The organism is Exiguobacterium sp. s166 (genome assembly GCF_018618855.1).
In the GTDB taxonomy this organism is placed as follows: domain Bacteria; phylum Bacillota; class Bacilli; order Exiguobacteriales; family Exiguobacteriaceae; genus Exiguobacterium_A.
Window position 1 is genome coordinate 60102 of the sequence record NZ_JACSMU010000008.1, and the last position, 17186, is coordinate 77287.

Sequence of the window (17186 nt, forward strand, 5' to 3'; positions counted from 1 at the left end):
GGATATTTTAAGGAATGAAAGGGGAAAGAGAGAGATGAGATTTTTTATCGACACAGCAAACGTAGAGGATATTAAAAAAGCACATAAAATGGGGATTTTGGACGGGGTCACCACAAACCCGTCACTTGTCGCGAAAGAAGGCGTCGATTTCCATACACGACTGCGCGAAATTTGTGAAATCGTCGGAGACGTCTCCGTCAGTGCCGAAGTCATTGCGCTTGATGCAGAAGGAATGATTCGGGAAGGGAAGGAACTTGCTCAGATTGCACCGAACATTACGGTAAAGGTTCCGATGACACCGGCAGGACTGGAAGCCGTCGCAGCTCTTTCAAAAGAAAACATCACGACGAACGTCACATTGATCTTCAACCCGAACCAGGCCTTACTCGCGGCACGTGCCGGTGCGACATATGTATCACCGTTCCTCGGTCGTCTGGATGATATCGGTCAAGATGGAATGGGACTGGTCGAGACGATTGCTCAAATCTTCGTCATTCATGATATTCCGACACAAATCATCGCGGCTTCTGTCCGTAATCCGGTGCACGTCACGAATGCGGCACTCGCTGGAGCTGACATCGCGACGATTCCGCTCAATGTCATTGAGTCACTGACGCAACACCCGTTAACGACACAGGGAATCGAACGTTTTCTTGCTGACTGGGAAAAAGCGCAGCAATAACAGATTGTAGAGAAAGGTTGATGGAATGTGGACATTTTGCATATCGTAGGACAACAACGTCTTGAAGGAACCGTCATGATCAGTGGATCGAAACAGAGTGCGATTCCGTGTCTCGCGGCAGCATTACTGACCGATCAACAGGTCATTCTTGAGGGGGTGCCGGACATTGGCGACGTTGCGACGATGATCCAGATCATTGAGATGCTTGGAGCCGTCGTAACACGTCAAGGCGATATGGTGACGATTGACCCGAGTCATGTCGAACCGATGCCGCTCACAGGGACAGATACACGAAAATTACGTGGATCGATTTATCTGATGAGTGTCCTCGCGGCGCGATTCAAACAGGGGGTCGTCGGTCTGCCCGGTGGTTATGCCATCGGTCCTCGGCCGATTGATTTACACATCAAGGCACTGGAACGACTTGGTGTCGCGATGCGAAATGAACAAGGGGTTTACTACATGCATGTCGAAGAGTTGAAGGGAAACCGGATTTATTTGGACCTTCCTTCATTCGGTGCGACAATCAGTGCTTTACTGGTAGCAGTCATGGCGGAAGGAACGACGGTCATTGAAAATGCAGCGTGTGATCCGGAAGTCATCGACGTCAGTACGATGTTGACGAATATGGGTGCGAGTGTCAAAGGTGCAGGGACCGATGAGATTCGAATCAAAGGCGTCAAGACGCTTCAAGGATGCCGCCATACCTTGATTCCGGACCGGATGGAAGCAGGTACGTTCCTGGCAATGGGAGCAGTCCTCGGCCGTGTGACGGTGGATAATGTCATTCCGTTACATCTTGAAAGCATCATTCAAAAGCTGGAACGGTTCGGGGCCAACATCGAGTTGGCGGATGATTCGGTCACAGCATCCATCGATATGGCGAAACCGATCGATATTCGTGTTTTTCACTACGGCGGCTTTCCGAGCGATCTTCAACCGATCATCTCGGCTGTCCTGTTGAAACCGAAAGGCGCGAGTGTCGTCGTCGATAAGCTGTATCCTCAACGTTTCCGGCATGTCCAGGAGATGCGGCGGTTGAATGCACGAATTACACACGAAGACGCTTCGATCATCATCCGTGGTGGTGAAGCGTTACGTGGTACGGAAATTGAAGCTCATGATCCGCGCGGTGCAGCGGCCCTCGTGTTAAGTGGAATGCTTGCTTCCGGTGAAACGTCATTACACCATGCAGAAGTACTTGATCAAAGCTATGAACAGTTCGTCGAGAAGTTAAAAGGACTCGGAGCTCTTGTTTGGCGCGAAACGGTTTAAGGTTTTCAGTTAGGGAGAGGGGATTATACACATGGAGAGAAGTTTATCAATGGAACTCGTACGCGTAACGGAGGCAGCAGCACTGGCTTCGGCACGCTGGATGGGGAAGGGCTTGAAAAACGAGGCAGATGACGCAGCAACAAGCGCCATGCGTGATGTATTTGATACGATCCCGATGAAAGGAACGGTCGTCATCGGCGAAGGGGAAATGGATGAGGCACCGATGCTTTATATCGGTGAGAAACTCGGAAATGGATACGGACCACGTCTTGACGTCGCCGTCGATCCGCTCGAAGGCACGAACATCGTCGCTAAAGGAACATGGGGCGCACTCGCAGTTCTTGCGGTCGCCGATGCGGGAGACTTATTACATGCACCGGATATGTACATGGATAAGATTGCTGTCGGACCGGAAGCAGCAGGACACGTCAGCCTGGATGCGACGATTGAAGAAAACATCGCGGCCGTCGCAAAAGCGAAAAATAAAGAAATCGAAGACGTCGTCGTCTCGATTCTTGACCGGGAACGTCATGAAGAAATCATTCAACGGATTCGGGCAACAGGGGCACGGATTCGTCTGATTGGGGACGGAGATGTCGCAGCAGCCATCAATACGGCTTTCCCGCACACAGGGATTGATATTCTGCTCGGTTCAGGCGGGGCGCCGGAGGGTGTTCTGGCAGCTGTTGCATTAAAATGTCTCGGCGGAGAACTTCAAGGCCGGCTCTTACCGGCAGATGAAGCGGAAGTCGCACGATGCAAGAAGATGGGGATTGAAGATCCGTCGAAAATCCTCATGATGGATGACCTTGTCACGGGAGATGACTGCATCTTCGCAGCAACCGGTGTCACGGACAGCGAGTTGATGAAAGGTGTTCAGTTCACGGCACAAGGCGGTCAAACGCACTCGGTCGTCATGCGTGCGAAGTCGGGAACAGTTCGTTTCGTTGAAGGAATTCACTCGTTCAAGAAAAAACCGAAGCTCGTTATTAAGTAATTGGGATGACAGGCTTATCCAAAAGAATCTACGTTTTCTTCACCCGCTTTCCTCGGGCGAGACACAAGCTGTGCCTACTTTGTCCAAATGGACAAGTAGTCGGGTCTTGTTTGTCTCTGACAGCGCGGAACACCGCGCTTTTTCCCGTAGGAGTCGAGTGAAGAACGTAATTCTTTTCGAAAAGGGAATGCAGTTTGATGCTGTATGCGAGTCATGATTCAAAAAATGAATGAAGGGAGGTAGATTTTCGGTATTTAATCCGGAAATCTGCTTCTTTTTTCTTTTTGTACAAGAAATAAGAGCATTTGTATGAGGTATCTCAATTACTCACCAAACTGTCGTAAATGAGCATAGAAACAGCCGATGGTCCCATGAAAAGGGATCATCGGCTATTTGATTCCTGTAGAACGGAGGCATACATTCTCGACTCCTACGGGAAAAGGAAGCGCGATTAGTGCTTCCGTCAGGGATAGGGAAGACCCGGCAGATTGCATATTAATTCGAGCAGCCGCGGCTTGTCTCCCGCCCGTGGAAAGCGAGGATGTAGGAAACGTTCGTCATGAGAATTGATTTTGGAGTGACTGATGAGTCAGGCTCTGATATCAAATTTATAAAAGTCCAATCGCATGGAAATTATAAAACTGTATTAAAGACTGTGTGTCGGAGCTTGCAATTGGTGTGTCATCTGGACGAGTTTACGACGTGTGAAAAAGCGTGTCATAAAGACATACACTGCATTACTGCGACCGGGGATGACAAGCGTTTTTCCTTTCATGTACCCGGTAATGGAAAGCTTTGCAACTGTATTGGCATCCATGATACCTGGTCGTTTAAACAATCCGGATGTCGCAAGATCGGCTGTTTTAGCGAAATCTGTATACGTGGCGCCCGGACAAACAGCTGTCACTTGAATATTGTAAGGCGCAAGCTCATCAGCCAAAGCTTCCGAAAAACTGAGGACGTACGCTTTTGTTGCATAGTAGACGCTCATGAAAGGACCGCCGTGGAAAGAAGAGGTCGAAGCAATCTGAATGATCCGTCCGCTCCCTCGAACTTTCATCCCACGGGCAAAAGCTTTCGTCAAATGCGTCAGTGCTCGAATGTTGACGTCAATCATGTTGAGTTCACGGGATAAATCAGTTTCGACAAACTCCCCATACAGACCAAACCCGGCATTATTGATCAAGATATCAACCGGAATGTTTTCTGTCGCACGTAACAAGGCTTCGATTTGAACGGTTTGTCCGATATCATATGGAAGCACGACGGCAGATCCGCCCCGCTGTTCAACAAAGTGTTTCGTTTCGAAAAGTTGTTCGACGTTCCGTCCGACCAGTAACAGGTGATGTCCTTGTTCGGCATGCAGATAGGCCAGTTCGCGCCCGATTCCGGCAGAAGCGCCGGTAATTAATACGTTCATGATCCGTCCTCCTTATGTAATAGGGTAGAAAAAAAGCGATCGAGCCGATGCTCAACCGCTTGGTTTGTTCAATTATAGGTATGAACCCGCGCCGACAAGGCGTGAACCCCAGTAACCTGATTTGAAGCTTGAGTACTTGACGCCACCTGTTTCTGAGTTCACCATGCTTGTTTTGCTTGTTGCCATACCGACGTGTTGAATGCCGCTACCGTGTGAGAAGAAAACAAGATCTCCAGGTTGAACGTTTGAGACACTTACTTTTCTAGAAGAAGAATATTGTGAAGAAGACGTACGTGGCAATGTTTTGCCCGCTGCTTTTTTGTAGACGTAGCTTGTGAAACCAGAGCAGTCAAATCCACGAGTTGTCGTTCCGCCCCATACATAAGGAGTTCCTTTATGTTTAGCTGCTTCGCTTAGAAGGCGTGTACGTGTTGAAGATGAAGTTGTTGATTTTTTAGCCGTTGAAGTAGAAGACTTGTATGTTTTCGTATACTGTGTAGAAACATAACGTGTTTTTCCACCGTATGAAATTTTAGTCCAGCTGCCTGATTTACCTTTGTATGTAAATGTTTGGCCTGCGTTTACTTTACCAACGATGCTTGCTTTTGTAGAAGGACCCGTCCGAACACGTAATCCGCTGTCTGTGATTTTAACTTTCGTTACTGTAGAAGCTGCCTCAACCTTATCTGTTCCCACTGATGCAAATCCTGAAACCACTAATGCTGCCGTTGCGACCGATGCTAGAAAACGTTTCATATGTGAAATCCTCCATGTCATTTTAAAGTAGTTTTGAAAACCGAGTTATATGATGTATCTCATTAAGTGTTTGTTTAAGCAGTTTGCCTTACAACTGTGTAAGTTTTTCTCTGCACGATTATCTTAGCATGCGGAGACATGAAAACGTTTTTTCAGTTCCGCTACAAAACATGACGTTTTTGTAACATAACTGCAATAATATACTCGAATATTACAAAGAAGAAATTCCCATTTCTTAAATCACGACGAAATGGATGAAATGTGATACCTTTAATTCACGAAGAATATACAACATGATCATCGCACCATGATGATTACATCCTTTGCTCCTGAATTTATACGAAGAATAGGTGAATGCATATGCCAACTGAAAAAACTGACAAACCAGAACGTTCCTATACACTCGCTCAACTCAGCAACCTGACATTAAAAGATTTATATGAGATTGCAAAAACAAAAAACGTACCACAGTACCGAGAGGCGCGTAAGCGTGAATTGATGTTCAAGATTCTTAAAGCGCAAGCAGAATCCACCGGTCTTTATTTCCTCGAAGGGGTACTCGAAGTTATCCCCGGAAACCCACAAATGCAAAATGATGGCGGCTTCGGCTTCCTTCGTCCTATCAACTATTCGCAATCCTCTGAAGATATCTACATCGCCGCCTCACAAATCCGCCGCTTTAATCTCCGTAACGGAGACGTCGTGACTGGAAAAGTCCGGCCGCCAAAAGAAAATGAACGGTTCCAAGGTCTTTTAAGTGTGGAAGCCGTCAATGGAGAAGCACCGGATACGGCGCGCAATCGTCTGTTCTTCCCGGCATTGACACCGATCTATCCAGATCGTCTGATGCGTCTTGAGACAGAACCGCGTCATTTGTCGGTCCGGGTGATGGATATGATTGCCCCGGTTGGATTTGGCCAACGCGGTTTGATTGTCGCGCCGCCAAAAGCAGGTAAGACTTCTCTATTAAAAGAAATCGCCAATTCGATCCAGGTGAATCATCCGGATGTTGAATTGATTATTCTGTTGATTGACGAACGGCCGGAAGAAGTGACGGACATCGAACGTTCTGTCCCCGGAGCGGATGTCGTCAGTTCAACGTTTGACGAAACACCGGACAACCACGTCCGGATTTCGGAACTTGTCCTTGAGCGGGCGATGCGTCTCGTCGAACATAAAAAAGATGTCGTTATTTTAATGGACTCGATTACACGGTTGACGCGGGCTTATAACTTAACTGTTCCGCAAAGCGGTCGGACATTGTCCGGAGGGATTGACCCGGCAGCCTTCCACAAACCGAAACGCTTTTTCGGTGCCGCCCGGAATATCGAACACGGTGGCAGTCTGACGATTCTTGCGACGGCACTCGTCGAAACCGGTTCACGGATGGATGATGTCATCTATGAAGAGTTTAAAGGAACCGGCAATATGGAACTGCATCTGGACCGAAAATTATCCGAGCGCCGGATCTTCCCGGCCATCGATATCCGGAAATCCGGAACACGGAAAGAAGAGTTGCTGTTACCGCAAGATCAGCTCGATGCCTTGTGGACGATCCGCCGGACGATGAACGAGTCCAATGAGTTCGTCGACAGCTTCTTACGCAAGATTCGGGACACGAAAAATAACGAAGAATTTTTTGTCGAACTGGAGAAAGAAAAGAAGAAACCCGTACGGCGCGCACCTGTTAAACCACGTGTGACGAAAACCGACACAACGACTTGAAAATAGGTATTGCGGGACATGAAAAAATCGTTTAGTATAGGAAGGTAACTTACTCTGGCTCAGCAAATGAACCAGGGCGGAAGGAGAGAAAACAACCATGAAACAAGGAATTCACCCAAACTACAACAAAGTTGTATTTATGGACTCAACTACTGAGTACAAATTCTTGACTGGTTCTACACGTTCTTCGAACGAGACAATCACTTGGGAAGATGGAAACGAGTACCCACTCATCCGTGTGGATGTGTCTTCGGACTCGCACCCATTCTACACTGGTCGTCAAAAGTTCAACGCTGCAGACGGTCGTGTCGATCGCTTCAACAAAAAATACGGCCGCAAGTAATTGCGACTTCAGTATTAAAAAACAGCCTGTCTCCATTACTGGAGCAGGCTGTTTTTGTATAGACAGAACTTGGCACGGTACGCCAGATACGTTTTTAAAACGAAGGATAGACCGATTCCACCGGCAGCACCAATCAGATACGGAAGTGTATCCGGATTGTTCGCAAAATGTTCGAGTAAAAGACTGAAGGAAAAATGACGACCTAGGAAATAACCTGCTCCTAAAAAGACACTGATCCAAATTAAAGCACCGGTATAGGCATAAGTAACGAAGATCCGGAACGGCATTTTCGAGACGCCGGCAAAAAAAGCGGACAGTTGCCGGAGACCGGGTATGTAATAACCGATGATTAAAACCGTTTTTCCGTAACGTAAAAATCCGGCTTCTGCTTTGAAAATATGTTTTTCAGAAATACGTAACTTCGGAGCCATTCGATGGAGCAACGGCATTCCAAGTTTCAGACCGAGCACATAGCTGATTGTCATTCCGATACAACTGCCGGCATAGGCAGCAAGAATTGTCCCGACGAGCGGCAAATCACCATGATGCATCCAGAATCCTGACATGACGAGTAACGTCTCGTCTGGAACCGGAAGACCGACGATTCCACCGGCCAGAAGAATTGCGAGTCCGAACGCTCCATATTGATGGAGGACTTCATGTAATATGTGATGAATCGGAGTCACCTTCCTTCAAAGAAACTTCTCTTTCAGTGTACAGGAAATACATACCAGTTGAAATGAGAAGATGAAGAAAGTGGCGAATTTGGCAAGGGTTTTTGATTTTTAGAAGTCAATCCTTTTTCTCAATTTAGATTCGGGCTATACTCGTTAAAGTGACTAATTTAGAGGACGGTGTTTACGATGATGCATGTGATCAATCAATATGGTTGGATTGAAGTGATTTGCGGAAGTATGTTTTCCGGCAAGTCAGAAGAACTGATCCGTCGTGTCAGACGGGCACAGTATGGAAAGTTACCGGTTCAAGTGTTCAAGCCGGCAATCGATGACCGGTATCATGAAGAGCATGTCGTGTCGCATATCGGCAACTCGGTCATTGCGATTCCGATGGCGACGAGCCGTGATGTCTATGCAGCAGTGGCGGAAGAGACGCAAATCGTCGCGATTGACGAAGTTCAATTTTTTGACGATGAGATTGTCGCAGTCATCGAAGCACTGGCTCAAGATGGCAAACGCGTTATTTGTGCGGGACTCGATCAGGATTTTCGGGCCGAGCCATTCGGCAAGATGCCTGAATTACTGGCACGTGCGGAATTCGTGACGAAATTACAGGCGATTTGTCTGTCATGCGGAGATCCGGCGTCACGGACACAACGATTGATTGACGGGAAGCCGGCAAACTACAATGATCCAATCATTCTCGTCGGGGCGTCTGAATCCTATGAACCGCGTTGCCGTCATTGTCATCAAGTTCCGGGCAAACCGCAACCGTTACAGGAATGGAAAAAACAACAGCAAAATTGAGAATAGACGATTTGAAAAAGCGAACGATTCTTTGGCCTCACGGCCGGGAATCGTTCGCTTTTTTTTATCAACCGGTTCGTGTCAACCGGCTGAACTGTTCGATGAATTGTAAGGTCTCACGGACAATCGTCTTTTGATCATGGTCAAGCGTCGCGACATGGTACGAGTCGAGCAGACAATAACTGCGTTTATCTGTTGCCCCAATCGTCCGGTACAAATAATCGGAACAGGCCGGCGGGACGACGTGATCCTCAGCAGAATATAAAATAAGTGTCGGAATTTGAATCGTCGCTAAGTGTAGTCGCGTGTCATCAATGAGTCGTAACAGTTCCGAAGCACAAACTGCGGGGACAAGATCATAGATGATTTCAAAAGCGGTCTGCTTGATATCAGGGGTGCTTTCCGGCAGATAGACCGGACAATCGGTGAAGGATAAGGCTTCGTAAGCAGGGACGGACAAGGCGGCATTTATCGTGATGATTCCTGCAATCGGGAGACCTTCAGCGGCAAGTGACAGGGCAAGTGTCGCCCCCATCGATTGTCCGACGATGAAGATCGATTCGCACCGTCCGGCTAACTGTTCGAAGCCGTCACGCAAGCTCTGTTTCCAGTCATCTGCCGTCGTCGCTTCGAATTCCCGGACATCGGTCCCGTGACCGTGCAGGCGAGGGGCATAGACGGAGAAACCTTGTTCTGCGAACTGTTCTCCTACAGCCCGAACGCTTTGCGGCGTTGCGTTAAAACCATGACAGAGCAAAATGCCGACGGATCCGCGTCCTAAGGAAAAGGCTTCCGCACCCGGTATAACAGGATAAACCATACTCATCATCTCGTCCTCCATTTCAAAAATAAAAACCCGTTTGGCTTTGGACGCAAACGAGTTTCTCGTGTGTATCATCCAAAGCAACCGCTTTGCTGGTCGGAGCACCTTGCATAACAGCAGGTTGCCGTGGAGTCCTAGAGCCAGGTCTCTCGTCCACTCTTGATATATCGTATAGGAATTGTCGGATTAATCATTGAGAAGATGATAGCATTGGCGGAAATGAATTGTCAAACTCTCTTGAACAGGCGTCAAAATTCAGACAACGATCCGGTTTGTCCCGGGACAAAAATCGATATGGGTCATATGGTTTATTTTTGAAAATATGGTTGACCTTTAAAAGATCTTTCTGTAGTGTAAAAATTAGTTTTACGACATAAGTTCAACCGGCAACAACACACATACGAATTTCATACCGCAACACTTATCCAGAGAGGTGGAGGGACTGGCCCTACGAAACCTCGGCAACAGACTCATTATGAGCACTGTGCCAATTCCATCAGACAATTGTCTGAGAGATGAGTCGAGTGGATTCTGCCATTGTGCGGATCCAGGTCTCTTCTTGTTTCTTAAGAAGAGACCTTTTTTGTATTTTAAAGGGGGAACAAGTGGTGATTACATTCAAAAATGTAAAAAAAATCTATGAAACAAAGGAACAATCGATTGCTGCGCTGAACGGGGTCGATCTCGAAATCCGAAAGGGAGAAATCTTCGGTGTCATCGGTTTCAGTGGAGCCGGAAAAAGTTCCTTATTACGATGCGTCAACCTGCTTGAACGGCCGACATCGGGCAGTGTGACGGTCGATGGCCAAGATTTGACGACGCTCTCGGCGAAACAGTTACGGGAAGCCAAACAACACATCGGGATGATTTTTCAGCACTTCAATCTGCTGGATTCGAATACGGTTTTTGCGAACGTCGCAAAAACCCTTGTCTTAAAGGGCGTCAAAAAAGACGAGGTCCATCGGCGGGTCAATGAACTGCTGGATTTCGTCGACTTGGCGGATAAGGCCGATCATTATCCGGACCAGTTATCGGGCGGACAGAAACAACGGGTCGGGATTGCCCGGGCACTTGCCACCCAGCCGTCCGTCCTGTTGTGTGACGAAGCGACCTCGGCGCTTGATCCGCAGACGACACAACACATATTACGCCTGCTGAAACAAATCAATCAGGAATACGGCATCACGATCTTACTGATTACCCATGAGATGGGTGTCATCCGTGAGATTTGTGACCGGGTCGCCGTCATCGAAGCCGGCAAGCTGATTGAATCGGGTACCGTGTTCGACGTCTTCTCGAATCCGCAAACGGCGACGGCAAAAAACTTCGTCCGTTCCGTCATGCAGGATGAGATTCCGGCGTCGGTTCAAAAAGTCATCGATCAACGGGATACCGGGCACCATATCTACAAAATCAACTTCCTCGGGGCAGGGACCGGACAACCGCTTTTATCGCAAGTCGCGAAACGGTTTGATGTCGATCTCAACATCCTGCACGGCAGCATTACGGAACTGCAAAACATTCCGTTTGGCAGTCTGCTTGTTGAACTGATCGGTGATGCGGCGGAAATCAAACGGGCACTGCATTACATCGATCAATCGGATGTCGTCGTCGAGGAGGTGCTCGCAGATGCTAGTTAATTACACGGACATCTGGACCGCTTTTCTGCAGACGTTGACGATGGTTGGACTGTCATTACTCTTTTCGACATTGATTGGTTTACCGCTCGGGATTCTGCTTGTCGTGACACGCAAAGGAGCGTTGCTCGAACAAATTCCGTTCTTCAATGTCCTAAGCGGCATCGTCAATATCTTCCGGTCCGTTCCGTTCATCATTCTGCTCGTGGCAATCATTCCGCTGACCCGTTTGATTGTCGGATCGTCAATCGGAACACAGGCGGCAATCGTTCCGCTCGTCTTTTACGCGGCACCGTACATTGCCCGCCTGATCGAAAGTTCGTTGCTTGAAGTCGATACCGGTGTCCTTGAGGCAGCGGAAGCGATGGGGGCGACACCGTTGCAGACGATTTTCCGTTTTCTGTTGCCGGAAGCGCTCAGCTCGCTTGTTCTGAACCTGACGATTGCGACGATTGGTTTGATCGGCGCATCAGCAATGGCCGGGGCAATCGGTGGCGGGGGACTTGGTGACTTGGCAATCACGTACGGTTACCAACGGTTTGATACGACGGTCATGATCATCACGGTCGGAATTCTCGTCATCTTGGTTCAAGGGTTACAGACGACAGGCAATCTGTTAGCACGAAAAATTCGGAGACACTAAACAACTACAAATAGAGAAAAAAGGGAGAGATGAAAGATGAAAAAAGGTTTAGCGATTGGTGCAGCATTAACGACGGTATTGTTTGCGGGATGTGCCGCTTCCGGAGAAGAAGATCAAAAGACGGTCAAGCTCGGAGTCAGCGGTTCTGATACACAAGTCTGGGAATACGTCGCGAAAAAAGCGAAGAAAGAGGGCATCACGATTGAACTCGTCAAGTTCTCCGACTACGTCCAGCCGAACCTCGCCCTGGCGGAAGGGGAGATTGATGCGAACTCCTTCCAGACCGTCTCTTACTTTAACGCCTTCAAAAAAGAACATAAGTTAAAACTGTCGCCGATTGCGACGACGGTCATCGCGCCGATGGGGATTTATTCGGATAAGGTCAAGGACGTCAAAGACATTCCGGTTGGCGGAAAGATTGCCGTCCCGAACGAAGCGACGAACATGGGTCGGGCATTGCTGCTGTTGCAGGAAGCCGGCTTGATTAAATTGCCGGACGACTTTGACGGTAACGGCTCCGTTGATAAAATCGTCGAGAATCCGAAAAAACTGAAGATTGTCCCGGTCGTGGCCGGTCAGACACCACGCGTGCTGCCGGATGTCTCGGCCTCGATCATCAATAACGGAATTGCCGTCGATGCCGGCTTTAATCCGATCAAGGACTCGATTCTCCATGAAAACGAGACGGCAAAACCGTACATCAACATTATCGCGACCCGGACGGAAGACAAAGACAAAAAGACGCTCAAGAAAATCGCCTCGCTGTACCATCAGGATGACGTCGCTGCCTTCATCAAAAAAGAGTACAAAGGCAGCACGATTCCAACGTTCGTCCCTCTCAGCGATATCGGAGAATAACCAAAAACCAAAAGGAGCGTGACCCAAATGACAATTCAGACGAGACGGCAAAACCTGACACAAACGATTGAACAGGATATTGAGCAAAAACGGGAGTCGTATCTTGAGACGAGCCATCGGATTCATGCGACACCGGAAATCGGCAATGAAGAATATTTTGCGTCGCGTCATCATACGGAACGCCTGACAGCCGAAGGGTTTACAGTCGAACTTGGTGTGGCCGGACACGAGACAGCGTTTCTCGCCCGGAAGGTCTCGGATAAACCGGGAGCAACGATCGCTTTTCTAGCTGAATATGATGCCTTGCCGGGAATCGGTCACGCATGCGGACACAACATCATCGGCACGACAAGTGTCGCAGCAGCGATTGCCGTCAGTCAAGTTCTGGATGAAGTCGGCGGCAGTGTCGTCGTCCTCGGGACACCGGCGGAAGAAGGCGGACCAAACGGCAGTGCGAAAGGGAGTTTCGTCAAACACAATCTGCTGACGGGCATCGATGCGGCCTTAATGGTCCATCCGTCCGGACAGACCCGGATTACCGGTTCTTCGCTCGCCGTTGATCCGCTCGATTTTGCCTTTACCGGTAAACCGGCCCATGCGGCAGCTTCGCCGGAAGAAGGGATCAATGCCCTGGATGCCGTCATTCAGTTGTTTAACGGAATCAATGCGTTACGGCAACAGTTGCCGAGTGACATCCGGATTCACGGAATCATTACCGATGGTGGAGATGCGCCGAACATCATTCCGGAGTATGCCAAAGCCCGTTTCTTCATCCGGGCGACGACACGCGAACGGCTGAATGCGGTGACGGCAAAAGTCAAAGCCGTTGCCGAAGGGGCAGCCCTTGCGACCGGAGCGACGCTTGAGATCATCGCCTTCCAAAACGAAGTCGATAACCTGTTGTTCAACCGGACGTTTGACGAGATTTTCCGGGAAGAAGCGACGGCGCTTGGGGAAGACGTCAAGACCGATGAACGGCAGGGTCTCGGTTCGACCGACGCCGGCAACATCAGCCAGGTCCTGCCGACGATCCATCCGTACATCAAGATTGGAGCAGACGACTTAGTTGCCCATACGGAAAGTTTCCGGGAGGCGGCGAAATCGGAACAAGGCGACGAAGCCTTGATCACGGGAGCGAAAATCCTGGCCCGGACGGCGTTCCGTCTGCTGACGGATGACTCGTTACTCGGGACGGTCAAACAGGAGTTCCACGACCGGAAAAACGGTTACTTGACGTAACAGCGAAAGACAGAAGTATGTGTTGGTCCGACCGGATGTCATCAAGACGACCGGGCGGGCCAAACCATACTTTTTTTGTTGAACCGGAAAAAAGAAAACAAATTCTCTTTTGTATTTTAAAATAACCTGTGCTAGTCTTGACCTGTACAACTGAATAACCAGTTCTTCGGGGTAGGGTGAAAATCCCAACCGGCGGTAATGCGATGATTTTCGAATCGACGAGCCCGCGACCCACAATGTACGCATTGTGGCTGACTTGGTGTGATTCCAGGGCCGACGGTAAAGTCCGGATGGGAGAAGAACGAAAAAATGTGCTTGAAACCATTTTCTGAAAAAATCTGTTCGGGAAAAGGTCTATTTCTGTATGCTTTTGAACAGAAAACAAGACGTTTCTTTCGTGATCCTTCAATCATGACGCCCTGCAAATGCAGCGGCGTCTTTTCTTTTGAAAGGAGCGGAAATATGAATAATCGAATGCACCAGGCGATGCAGTTGGCACGGATGCTGGACGGACAAACGAGTCCAAATCCGAGTGTCGGTTGTGTCATTACGAAACATGGAAAAGTGATAGGCTTCGGTGCCCACCGGTTTGCGGGTGGTCCGCATGCGGAAGTCGAAGCATTAAACATGGCAGGAGAAGCGGCGCGTGGTGCGGATCTCTATGTCACACTCGAACCGTGTAACCATCATGGAAAGACACCGCCCTGTACGGAGGCGATTTTAGCCGCCGGCATCAAGCGGGTGTTCGTCGCAACGGAAGATCGGCATGCAATCGTCGCCGGACAAGGTATTACGCGTCTGCGTGAAGCCGGACTGACGGTCGAAACCGGATTACTCGAAGACGAAGCGGTTCGATTTTATACACCGTTTTGGCAAAGTCTCGAGCGGAAACGACCGGTCGTCACCGTCAAAGTCGCCCAAAGTTTAAACGGTGTCGTCACGACAGGTGAGCAACGCCTGATTACATCAGATGCAGCCCGGGCGGCAGGACGTGAGCTGCGGGCAACACATGACGCCATCTTAGTCGGGAGTGAGACGATTTTAATCGATGATCCCGCATTGACGTTACGCACGGAAGCCGGACCTGAACCGATTCGGGTCGTCGTCGACCGTCGTGGACGTTTGACGGAAAGCGCCCAAGTCTTTCGGGACGGTTTGAATCCGACATACTGGCTGACGGAACAACCGCGTGTCTCAATTCAATCGAACGTCACGATTCTCGTCGGCACGTATACGACACCGAATCAGATTTTAGACATATTGTACGACCAGGGGATCCGCAGTTTGTTGATTGAAGGCGGACCAACGATTCAGTCGTCATTTTTAGAAGCAGACCTTGTCGATCGTCTTGAAATCTATCAAGCCCCGTCCGTCTTACAAGGGACGACCGGATTGACAAGCACAATCGAGATTGAAGACCGGTTCGATTTAACCGACGTCGCGCAAATCGGACAGGATGTCCATCTGCGTTATACGCGGAAAGGAGACGGCTTATGTTCACGGGATTGATTGAAGAAGTCGGGACGATTAAACGAAAAGTTCCGCGCCCGAACGGTTTAGCGCTCGAAATCGAGGCGCGGCATGTTCTTGAAGAAACGAAGATCGGCGACAGCATCGCCGTCGACGGGATTTGTTTAACGGTCACGGCGATGACGGCGACCGGGTTCACGGCGGACGCCGTTCACGAAACGATTCGGGCAACGTCCCTTCAGACGTTGCGGGTCGGCACACCGGTTCAGCTCGAACGGGCGATGCCGGCTAACGGACGGTTTGGCGGTCATTTCGTCAGCGGACACATTGACGGAACAGCCCGGTTCTTAAGCCGTCGACCGGACGGTGAAGCGATGGAATACCGGATCGAGACCGGGGAGTGGAGTAAATACTGTATTCCGAAAGGCTCGATTGCGATCAACGGAACGAGCTTGACGATCCAACACGTGGAACCGAACAGTTTAATCATCTCATTGATTCCGCACTCCCGACAGGTGACGACGTTCGACCGGTTGCAAAGCGGGGCACTCGTCAATATCGAGTGTGATTTGATGGCAAAACATTTGTATCACTTTACACAGCAGGAACAAAAAACGGATTGGTCGGCATTTTTAGGAGGCGGAGCAGGATGAACGGATTTGATCTCGTAGAAGAAGCGATTGAAGAATTAAAACACGGACGTCCGATCATCGTCTGTGATGATGAAAACCGGGAAAATGAGGGGGACCTGATTCTCCTCGCGGAACATGCGACACCCGAACAAATCAACTTCATGATCACGTACGGGAAAGGACTCGTCTGTGTTCCGGTCAGCCCGCAACTTGCAGAACGCCTTGAGCTGAATCCGATGACAGATCACAATACCGATCCGCACGGGACGGCGTTTACGATCAGCATCGATCATGAAGAAGCGAAGACCGGCATCAGTGCCGCGGAACGTGCGTTGACGATTCAACGGATGCTGACGGATGAGGCAAAACAATTTAAGCGTCCCGGTCATATTTTCCCCTTGATTGCGAAAGAGGGCGGTGTCCGGGAACGGCGTGGACATACGGAGGCCGGTGTGGATTTGGCACGGCTTGCCGGAAGTGCTGAAGCAGCTGTCATTTGTGAAATCATCTTAGAGGACGGGACGATGGCGCGCGTGGATGATTTACTGACCTATAAAGAAGTCCACGGGCTGAAGATGATTACAATCGATGCCCTCGTCACGTATCTCGAACGTCCTGTCCGGCGCGAAGCGGACGTCCTGCTTCCGGCCGCGCACGGTGCGTTTCGGATGCTCGGCTATACGACGCCTGATCAAAAAGAACACGTGACCGTCCTGTCGGGAGAGCCGGAAGACGGAATGCTCGTCCGGCTGCATTCGGAATGTCTGACGGGAGACGTCTTCGGATCAAAACGCTGTGATTGCGGTCCGCAACTTGACGCAGCACTGGCACGCATCGGACATGAAGGCGGAGCGTTACTCTACCTGCGCCAGGAAGGGCGCGGTATCGGCTTGATGGCGAAACTGAAAGCCTATGAGTTGCAGGAGCAGGGACTCGATACGGTCGAAGCGAATCACGCGCTCGGGTATGCGACGGATTTACGGGATTACAAAGTCGCAGCCGCGATGTTACACGATTTAGGTGTCACGAAAATTCGGCTGATGACGAATAATCCGGAAAAACAACAGGCACTGGAACAACACGGTATTACGGTGCTCGAGCGGATTCCGCTTGAGATTGACCCGGTACCGGAAAACAAGCAGTATCTGCAAACCAAACAAACGAAACTCGGGCATCTGCTCGATATCCAAGGAGGACAATAA

The 17186-nt window shown here is 49.6% G+C and carries 17 protein-coding genes and 3 riboswitches; of the genes, 13 read left to right on the forward strand and 4 right to left on the reverse strand.

Going from position 1 to position 17186, the window contains the following annotated elements; genetic code table 11:
• Window positions 1-34 precede the first annotated feature (34 nt).
• The 3 genes from fsa to glpX are packed head-to-tail and all read left to right on the forward strand — an operon-like array spanning window position 35 to window position 2954.
• Window positions 35-682: a fructose-6-phosphate aldolase gene (fsa, locus tag KNP93_RS14190; RefSeq protein ID WP_012371594.1), complete on the forward strand. Its 648-nt coding sequence runs from the start codon at window positions 35-37 to the stop codon at window positions 680-682.
• A 27-nt stretch (window positions 683-709) separates the two neighbouring features.
• Entirely contained in the window at window positions 710-1957 is a 1248-nt protein-coding gene (gene murA / locus KNP93_RS14195; protein WP_131972053.1) for a UDP-N-acetylglucosamine 1-carboxyvinyltransferase, read from the forward strand.
• Window positions 1958-1988: 31 nt separating this feature from the next.
• Window positions 1989-2954, forward strand: coding sequence for a class II fructose-bisphosphatase (gene glpX, locus KNP93_RS14200; protein WP_114597299.1), 966 nt, complete (start codon window positions 1989-1991; stop codon window positions 2952-2954).
• A gap of 646 nt (window positions 2955-3600) precedes the next feature.
• Here the strand turns inward: glpX and KNP93_RS14205 are convergent.
• Both KNP93_RS14205 and KNP93_RS14210 read right to left on the reverse strand, forming a co-directional pair.
• Complete coding sequence (locus tag KNP93_RS14205) at window positions 3601-4374, reverse strand: SDR family NAD(P)-dependent oxidoreductase (protein WP_214855862.1); 774 nt, start codon at window positions 4372-4374, stop codon at window positions 3601-3603.
• A 72-nt stretch (window positions 4375-4446) separates the two neighbouring features.
• On the reverse strand, window positions 4447-5130 hold the full coding sequence (locus tag KNP93_RS14210; protein ID WP_131502430.1) for a C40 family peptidase: 684 nt from the start codon (window positions 5128-5130) through the stop codon (window positions 4447-4449).
• A 360-nt stretch (window positions 5131-5490) separates the two neighbouring features.
• On the opposite strand from KNP93_RS14210, the gene rho reads away from it, so the two are divergent.
• Window positions 5491-6855, forward strand: a complete 1365-nt coding sequence (gene rho / locus KNP93_RS14215) for a transcription termination factor Rho (protein WP_131502429.1) — start codon at window positions 5491-5493, stop codon at window positions 6853-6855.
• Between the two features lie 97 nt (window positions 6856-6952).
• Entirely contained in the window at window positions 6953-7198 is a 246-nt protein-coding gene (locus KNP93_RS14220; protein ID WP_012371588.1) for a type B 50S ribosomal protein L31, read from the forward strand.
• Window positions 7199-7233: 35 nt separating this feature from the next.
• Here KNP93_RS14220 and KNP93_RS14225 read toward each other — a convergent pair whose 3' ends face one another.
• Window positions 7234-7884, reverse strand: a complete 651-nt coding sequence (locus tag KNP93_RS14225) for a DedA family protein (RefSeq protein WP_214855864.1) — start codon at window positions 7882-7884, stop codon at window positions 7234-7236.
• Window positions 7885-8061: 177 nt separating this feature from the next.
• On the opposite strand from KNP93_RS14225, the gene KNP93_RS14230 reads away from it, so the two are divergent.
• Window positions 8062-8682 (forward strand): thymidine kinase, encoded by a 621-nt coding sequence (locus KNP93_RS14230; RefSeq protein WP_131502427.1) that lies wholly within the window; start codon window positions 8062-8064, stop codon window positions 8680-8682.
• Between the two features lie 67 nt (window positions 8683-8749).
• Here the strand turns inward: KNP93_RS14230 and KNP93_RS14235 are convergent, their stop codons facing one another.
• Window positions 8750-9508, reverse strand: a complete 759-nt coding sequence (locus KNP93_RS14235) for an alpha/beta hydrolase (RefSeq protein ID WP_251138838.1) — start codon at window positions 9506-9508, stop codon at window positions 8750-8752.
• Between the two features lie 62 nt (window positions 9509-9570).
• A riboswitch (SAM riboswitch) is annotated at window positions 9571-9674 on the reverse strand.
• A 249-nt stretch (window positions 9675-9923) separates the two neighbouring features.
• Window positions 9924-10027: riboswitch (SAM riboswitch) on the forward strand.
• An 86-nt stretch (window positions 10028-10113) separates the two neighbouring features.
• On the opposite strand from KNP93_RS14235, the gene KNP93_RS14240 reads away from it, so the two are divergent.
• The 7 genes from KNP93_RS14240 to ribB all read left to right on the forward strand — a co-directional run bounded on the left by KNP93_RS14240 (window position 10114) and on the right by ribB (window position 17186).
• Entirely contained in the window at window positions 10114-11145 is a 1032-nt protein-coding gene (locus KNP93_RS14240; RefSeq protein ID WP_214855869.1) for a methionine ABC transporter ATP-binding protein, read from the forward strand.
• Entirely contained in the window at window positions 11135-11785 is a 651-nt protein-coding gene (locus KNP93_RS14245; RefSeq protein WP_214855871.1) for a methionine ABC transporter permease, read from the forward strand. Before KNP93_RS14240 ends, KNP93_RS14245 begins: the two co-directional genes overlap by 11 nt.
• 36 nt (window positions 11786-11821) lie before the next feature.
• Window positions 11822-12643 (forward strand): MetQ/NlpA family ABC transporter substrate-binding protein, encoded by an 822-nt coding sequence (locus KNP93_RS14250; RefSeq protein ID WP_214855873.1) that lies wholly within the window; start codon window positions 11822-11824, stop codon window positions 12641-12643.
• A 27-nt stretch (window positions 12644-12670) separates the two neighbouring features.
• Window positions 12671-13882, forward strand: coding sequence for a M20 family metallopeptidase (locus KNP93_RS14255; RefSeq protein WP_214855876.1), 1212 nt, complete (start codon window positions 12671-12673; stop codon window positions 13880-13882).
• A gap of 158 nt (window positions 13883-14040) precedes the next feature.
• A riboswitch (FMN riboswitch) is annotated at window positions 14041-14188 on the forward strand.
• Window positions 14189-14344: 156 nt separating this feature from the next.
• Window positions 14345-15391 carry a bifunctional diaminohydroxyphosphoribosylaminopyrimidine deaminase/5-amino-6-(5-phosphoribosylamino)uracil reductase RibD gene (gene ribD / locus KNP93_RS14260; protein WP_214855879.1) on the forward strand — a complete coding sequence of 349 codons (1047 nt, stop codon included), beginning with the start codon at window positions 14345-14347 and terminating at the stop codon, window positions 15389-15391.
• Window positions 15376-16005, forward strand: a complete 630-nt coding sequence (ribE, locus tag KNP93_RS14265; RefSeq protein WP_214855882.1) for a riboflavin synthase — start codon at window positions 15376-15378, stop codon at window positions 16003-16005. Before ribD ends, ribE begins: the two co-directional genes overlap by 16 nt.
• Entirely contained in the window at window positions 16002-17186 is a 1185-nt protein-coding gene (ribB, locus tag KNP93_RS14270) for a 3,4-dihydroxy-2-butanone-4-phosphate synthase (RefSeq protein WP_214855885.1), read from the forward strand. Before ribE ends, ribB begins: the two co-directional genes overlap by 4 nt.

Excerpts from the sequence above, each read along its gene's own strand:
- ribB (WP_214855885.1), top strand. The coding sequence starts at position 16,002 with ATGAACGGATTTGATCTCGTAGAAGAAGCGATTGAAGAATTAAAACAC.
- ribD (WP_214855879.1), top strand. The coding sequence starts at position 14,345 with ATGAATAATCGAATGCACCAGGCGATGCAGTTGGCACGGATGCTGGAC.
- glpX (WP_114597299.1), top strand. The coding sequence starts at position 1,989 with ATGGAGAGAAGTTTATCAATGGAACTCGTACGCGTAACGGAGGCAGCA.
- KNP93_RS14250 (WP_214855873.1), top strand. The coding sequence starts at position 11,822 with ATGAAAAAAGGTTTAGCGATTGGTGCAGCATTAACGACGGTATTGTTT.
- KNP93_RS14235 (WP_251138838.1), bottom strand. The coding sequence starts at position 9,508 with ATGAGTATGGTTTATCCTGTTATACCGGGTGCGGAAGCCTTTTCCTTA.
- KNP93_RS14245 (WP_214855871.1), top strand. The coding sequence starts at position 11,135 with ATGCTAGTTAATTACACGGACATCTGGACCGCTTTTCTGCAGACGTTG.
- KNP93_RS14205 (WP_214855862.1), bottom strand. The coding sequence starts at position 4,374 with ATGAACGTATTAATTACCGGCGCTTCTGCCGGAATCGGGCGCGAACTG.
- KNP93_RS14220 (WP_012371588.1), top strand. The coding sequence starts at position 6,953 with ATGAAACAAGGAATTCACCCAAACTACAACAAAGTTGTATTTATGGAC.
- KNP93_RS14230 (WP_131502427.1), top strand. The coding sequence starts at position 8,062 with ATGATGCATGTGATCAATCAATATGGTTGGATTGAAGTGATTTGCGGA.
- fsa (WP_012371594.1), top strand. The coding sequence starts at position 35 with ATGAGATTTTTTATCGACACAGCAAACGTAGAGGATATTAAAAAAGCA.
- rho (WP_131502429.1), top strand. The coding sequence starts at position 5,491 with ATGCCAACTGAAAAAACTGACAAACCAGAACGTTCCTATACACTCGCT.
- ribE (WP_214855882.1), top strand. The coding sequence starts at position 15,376 with ATGTTCACGGGATTGATTGAAGAAGTCGGGACGATTAAACGAAAAGTT.
- KNP93_RS14210 (WP_131502430.1), bottom strand. The coding sequence starts at position 5,130 with ATGAAACGTTTTCTAGCATCGGTCGCAACGGCAGCATTAGTGGTTTCA.
- KNP93_RS14255 (WP_214855876.1), top strand. The coding sequence starts at position 12,671 with ATGACAATTCAGACGAGACGGCAAAACCTGACACAAACGATTGAACAG.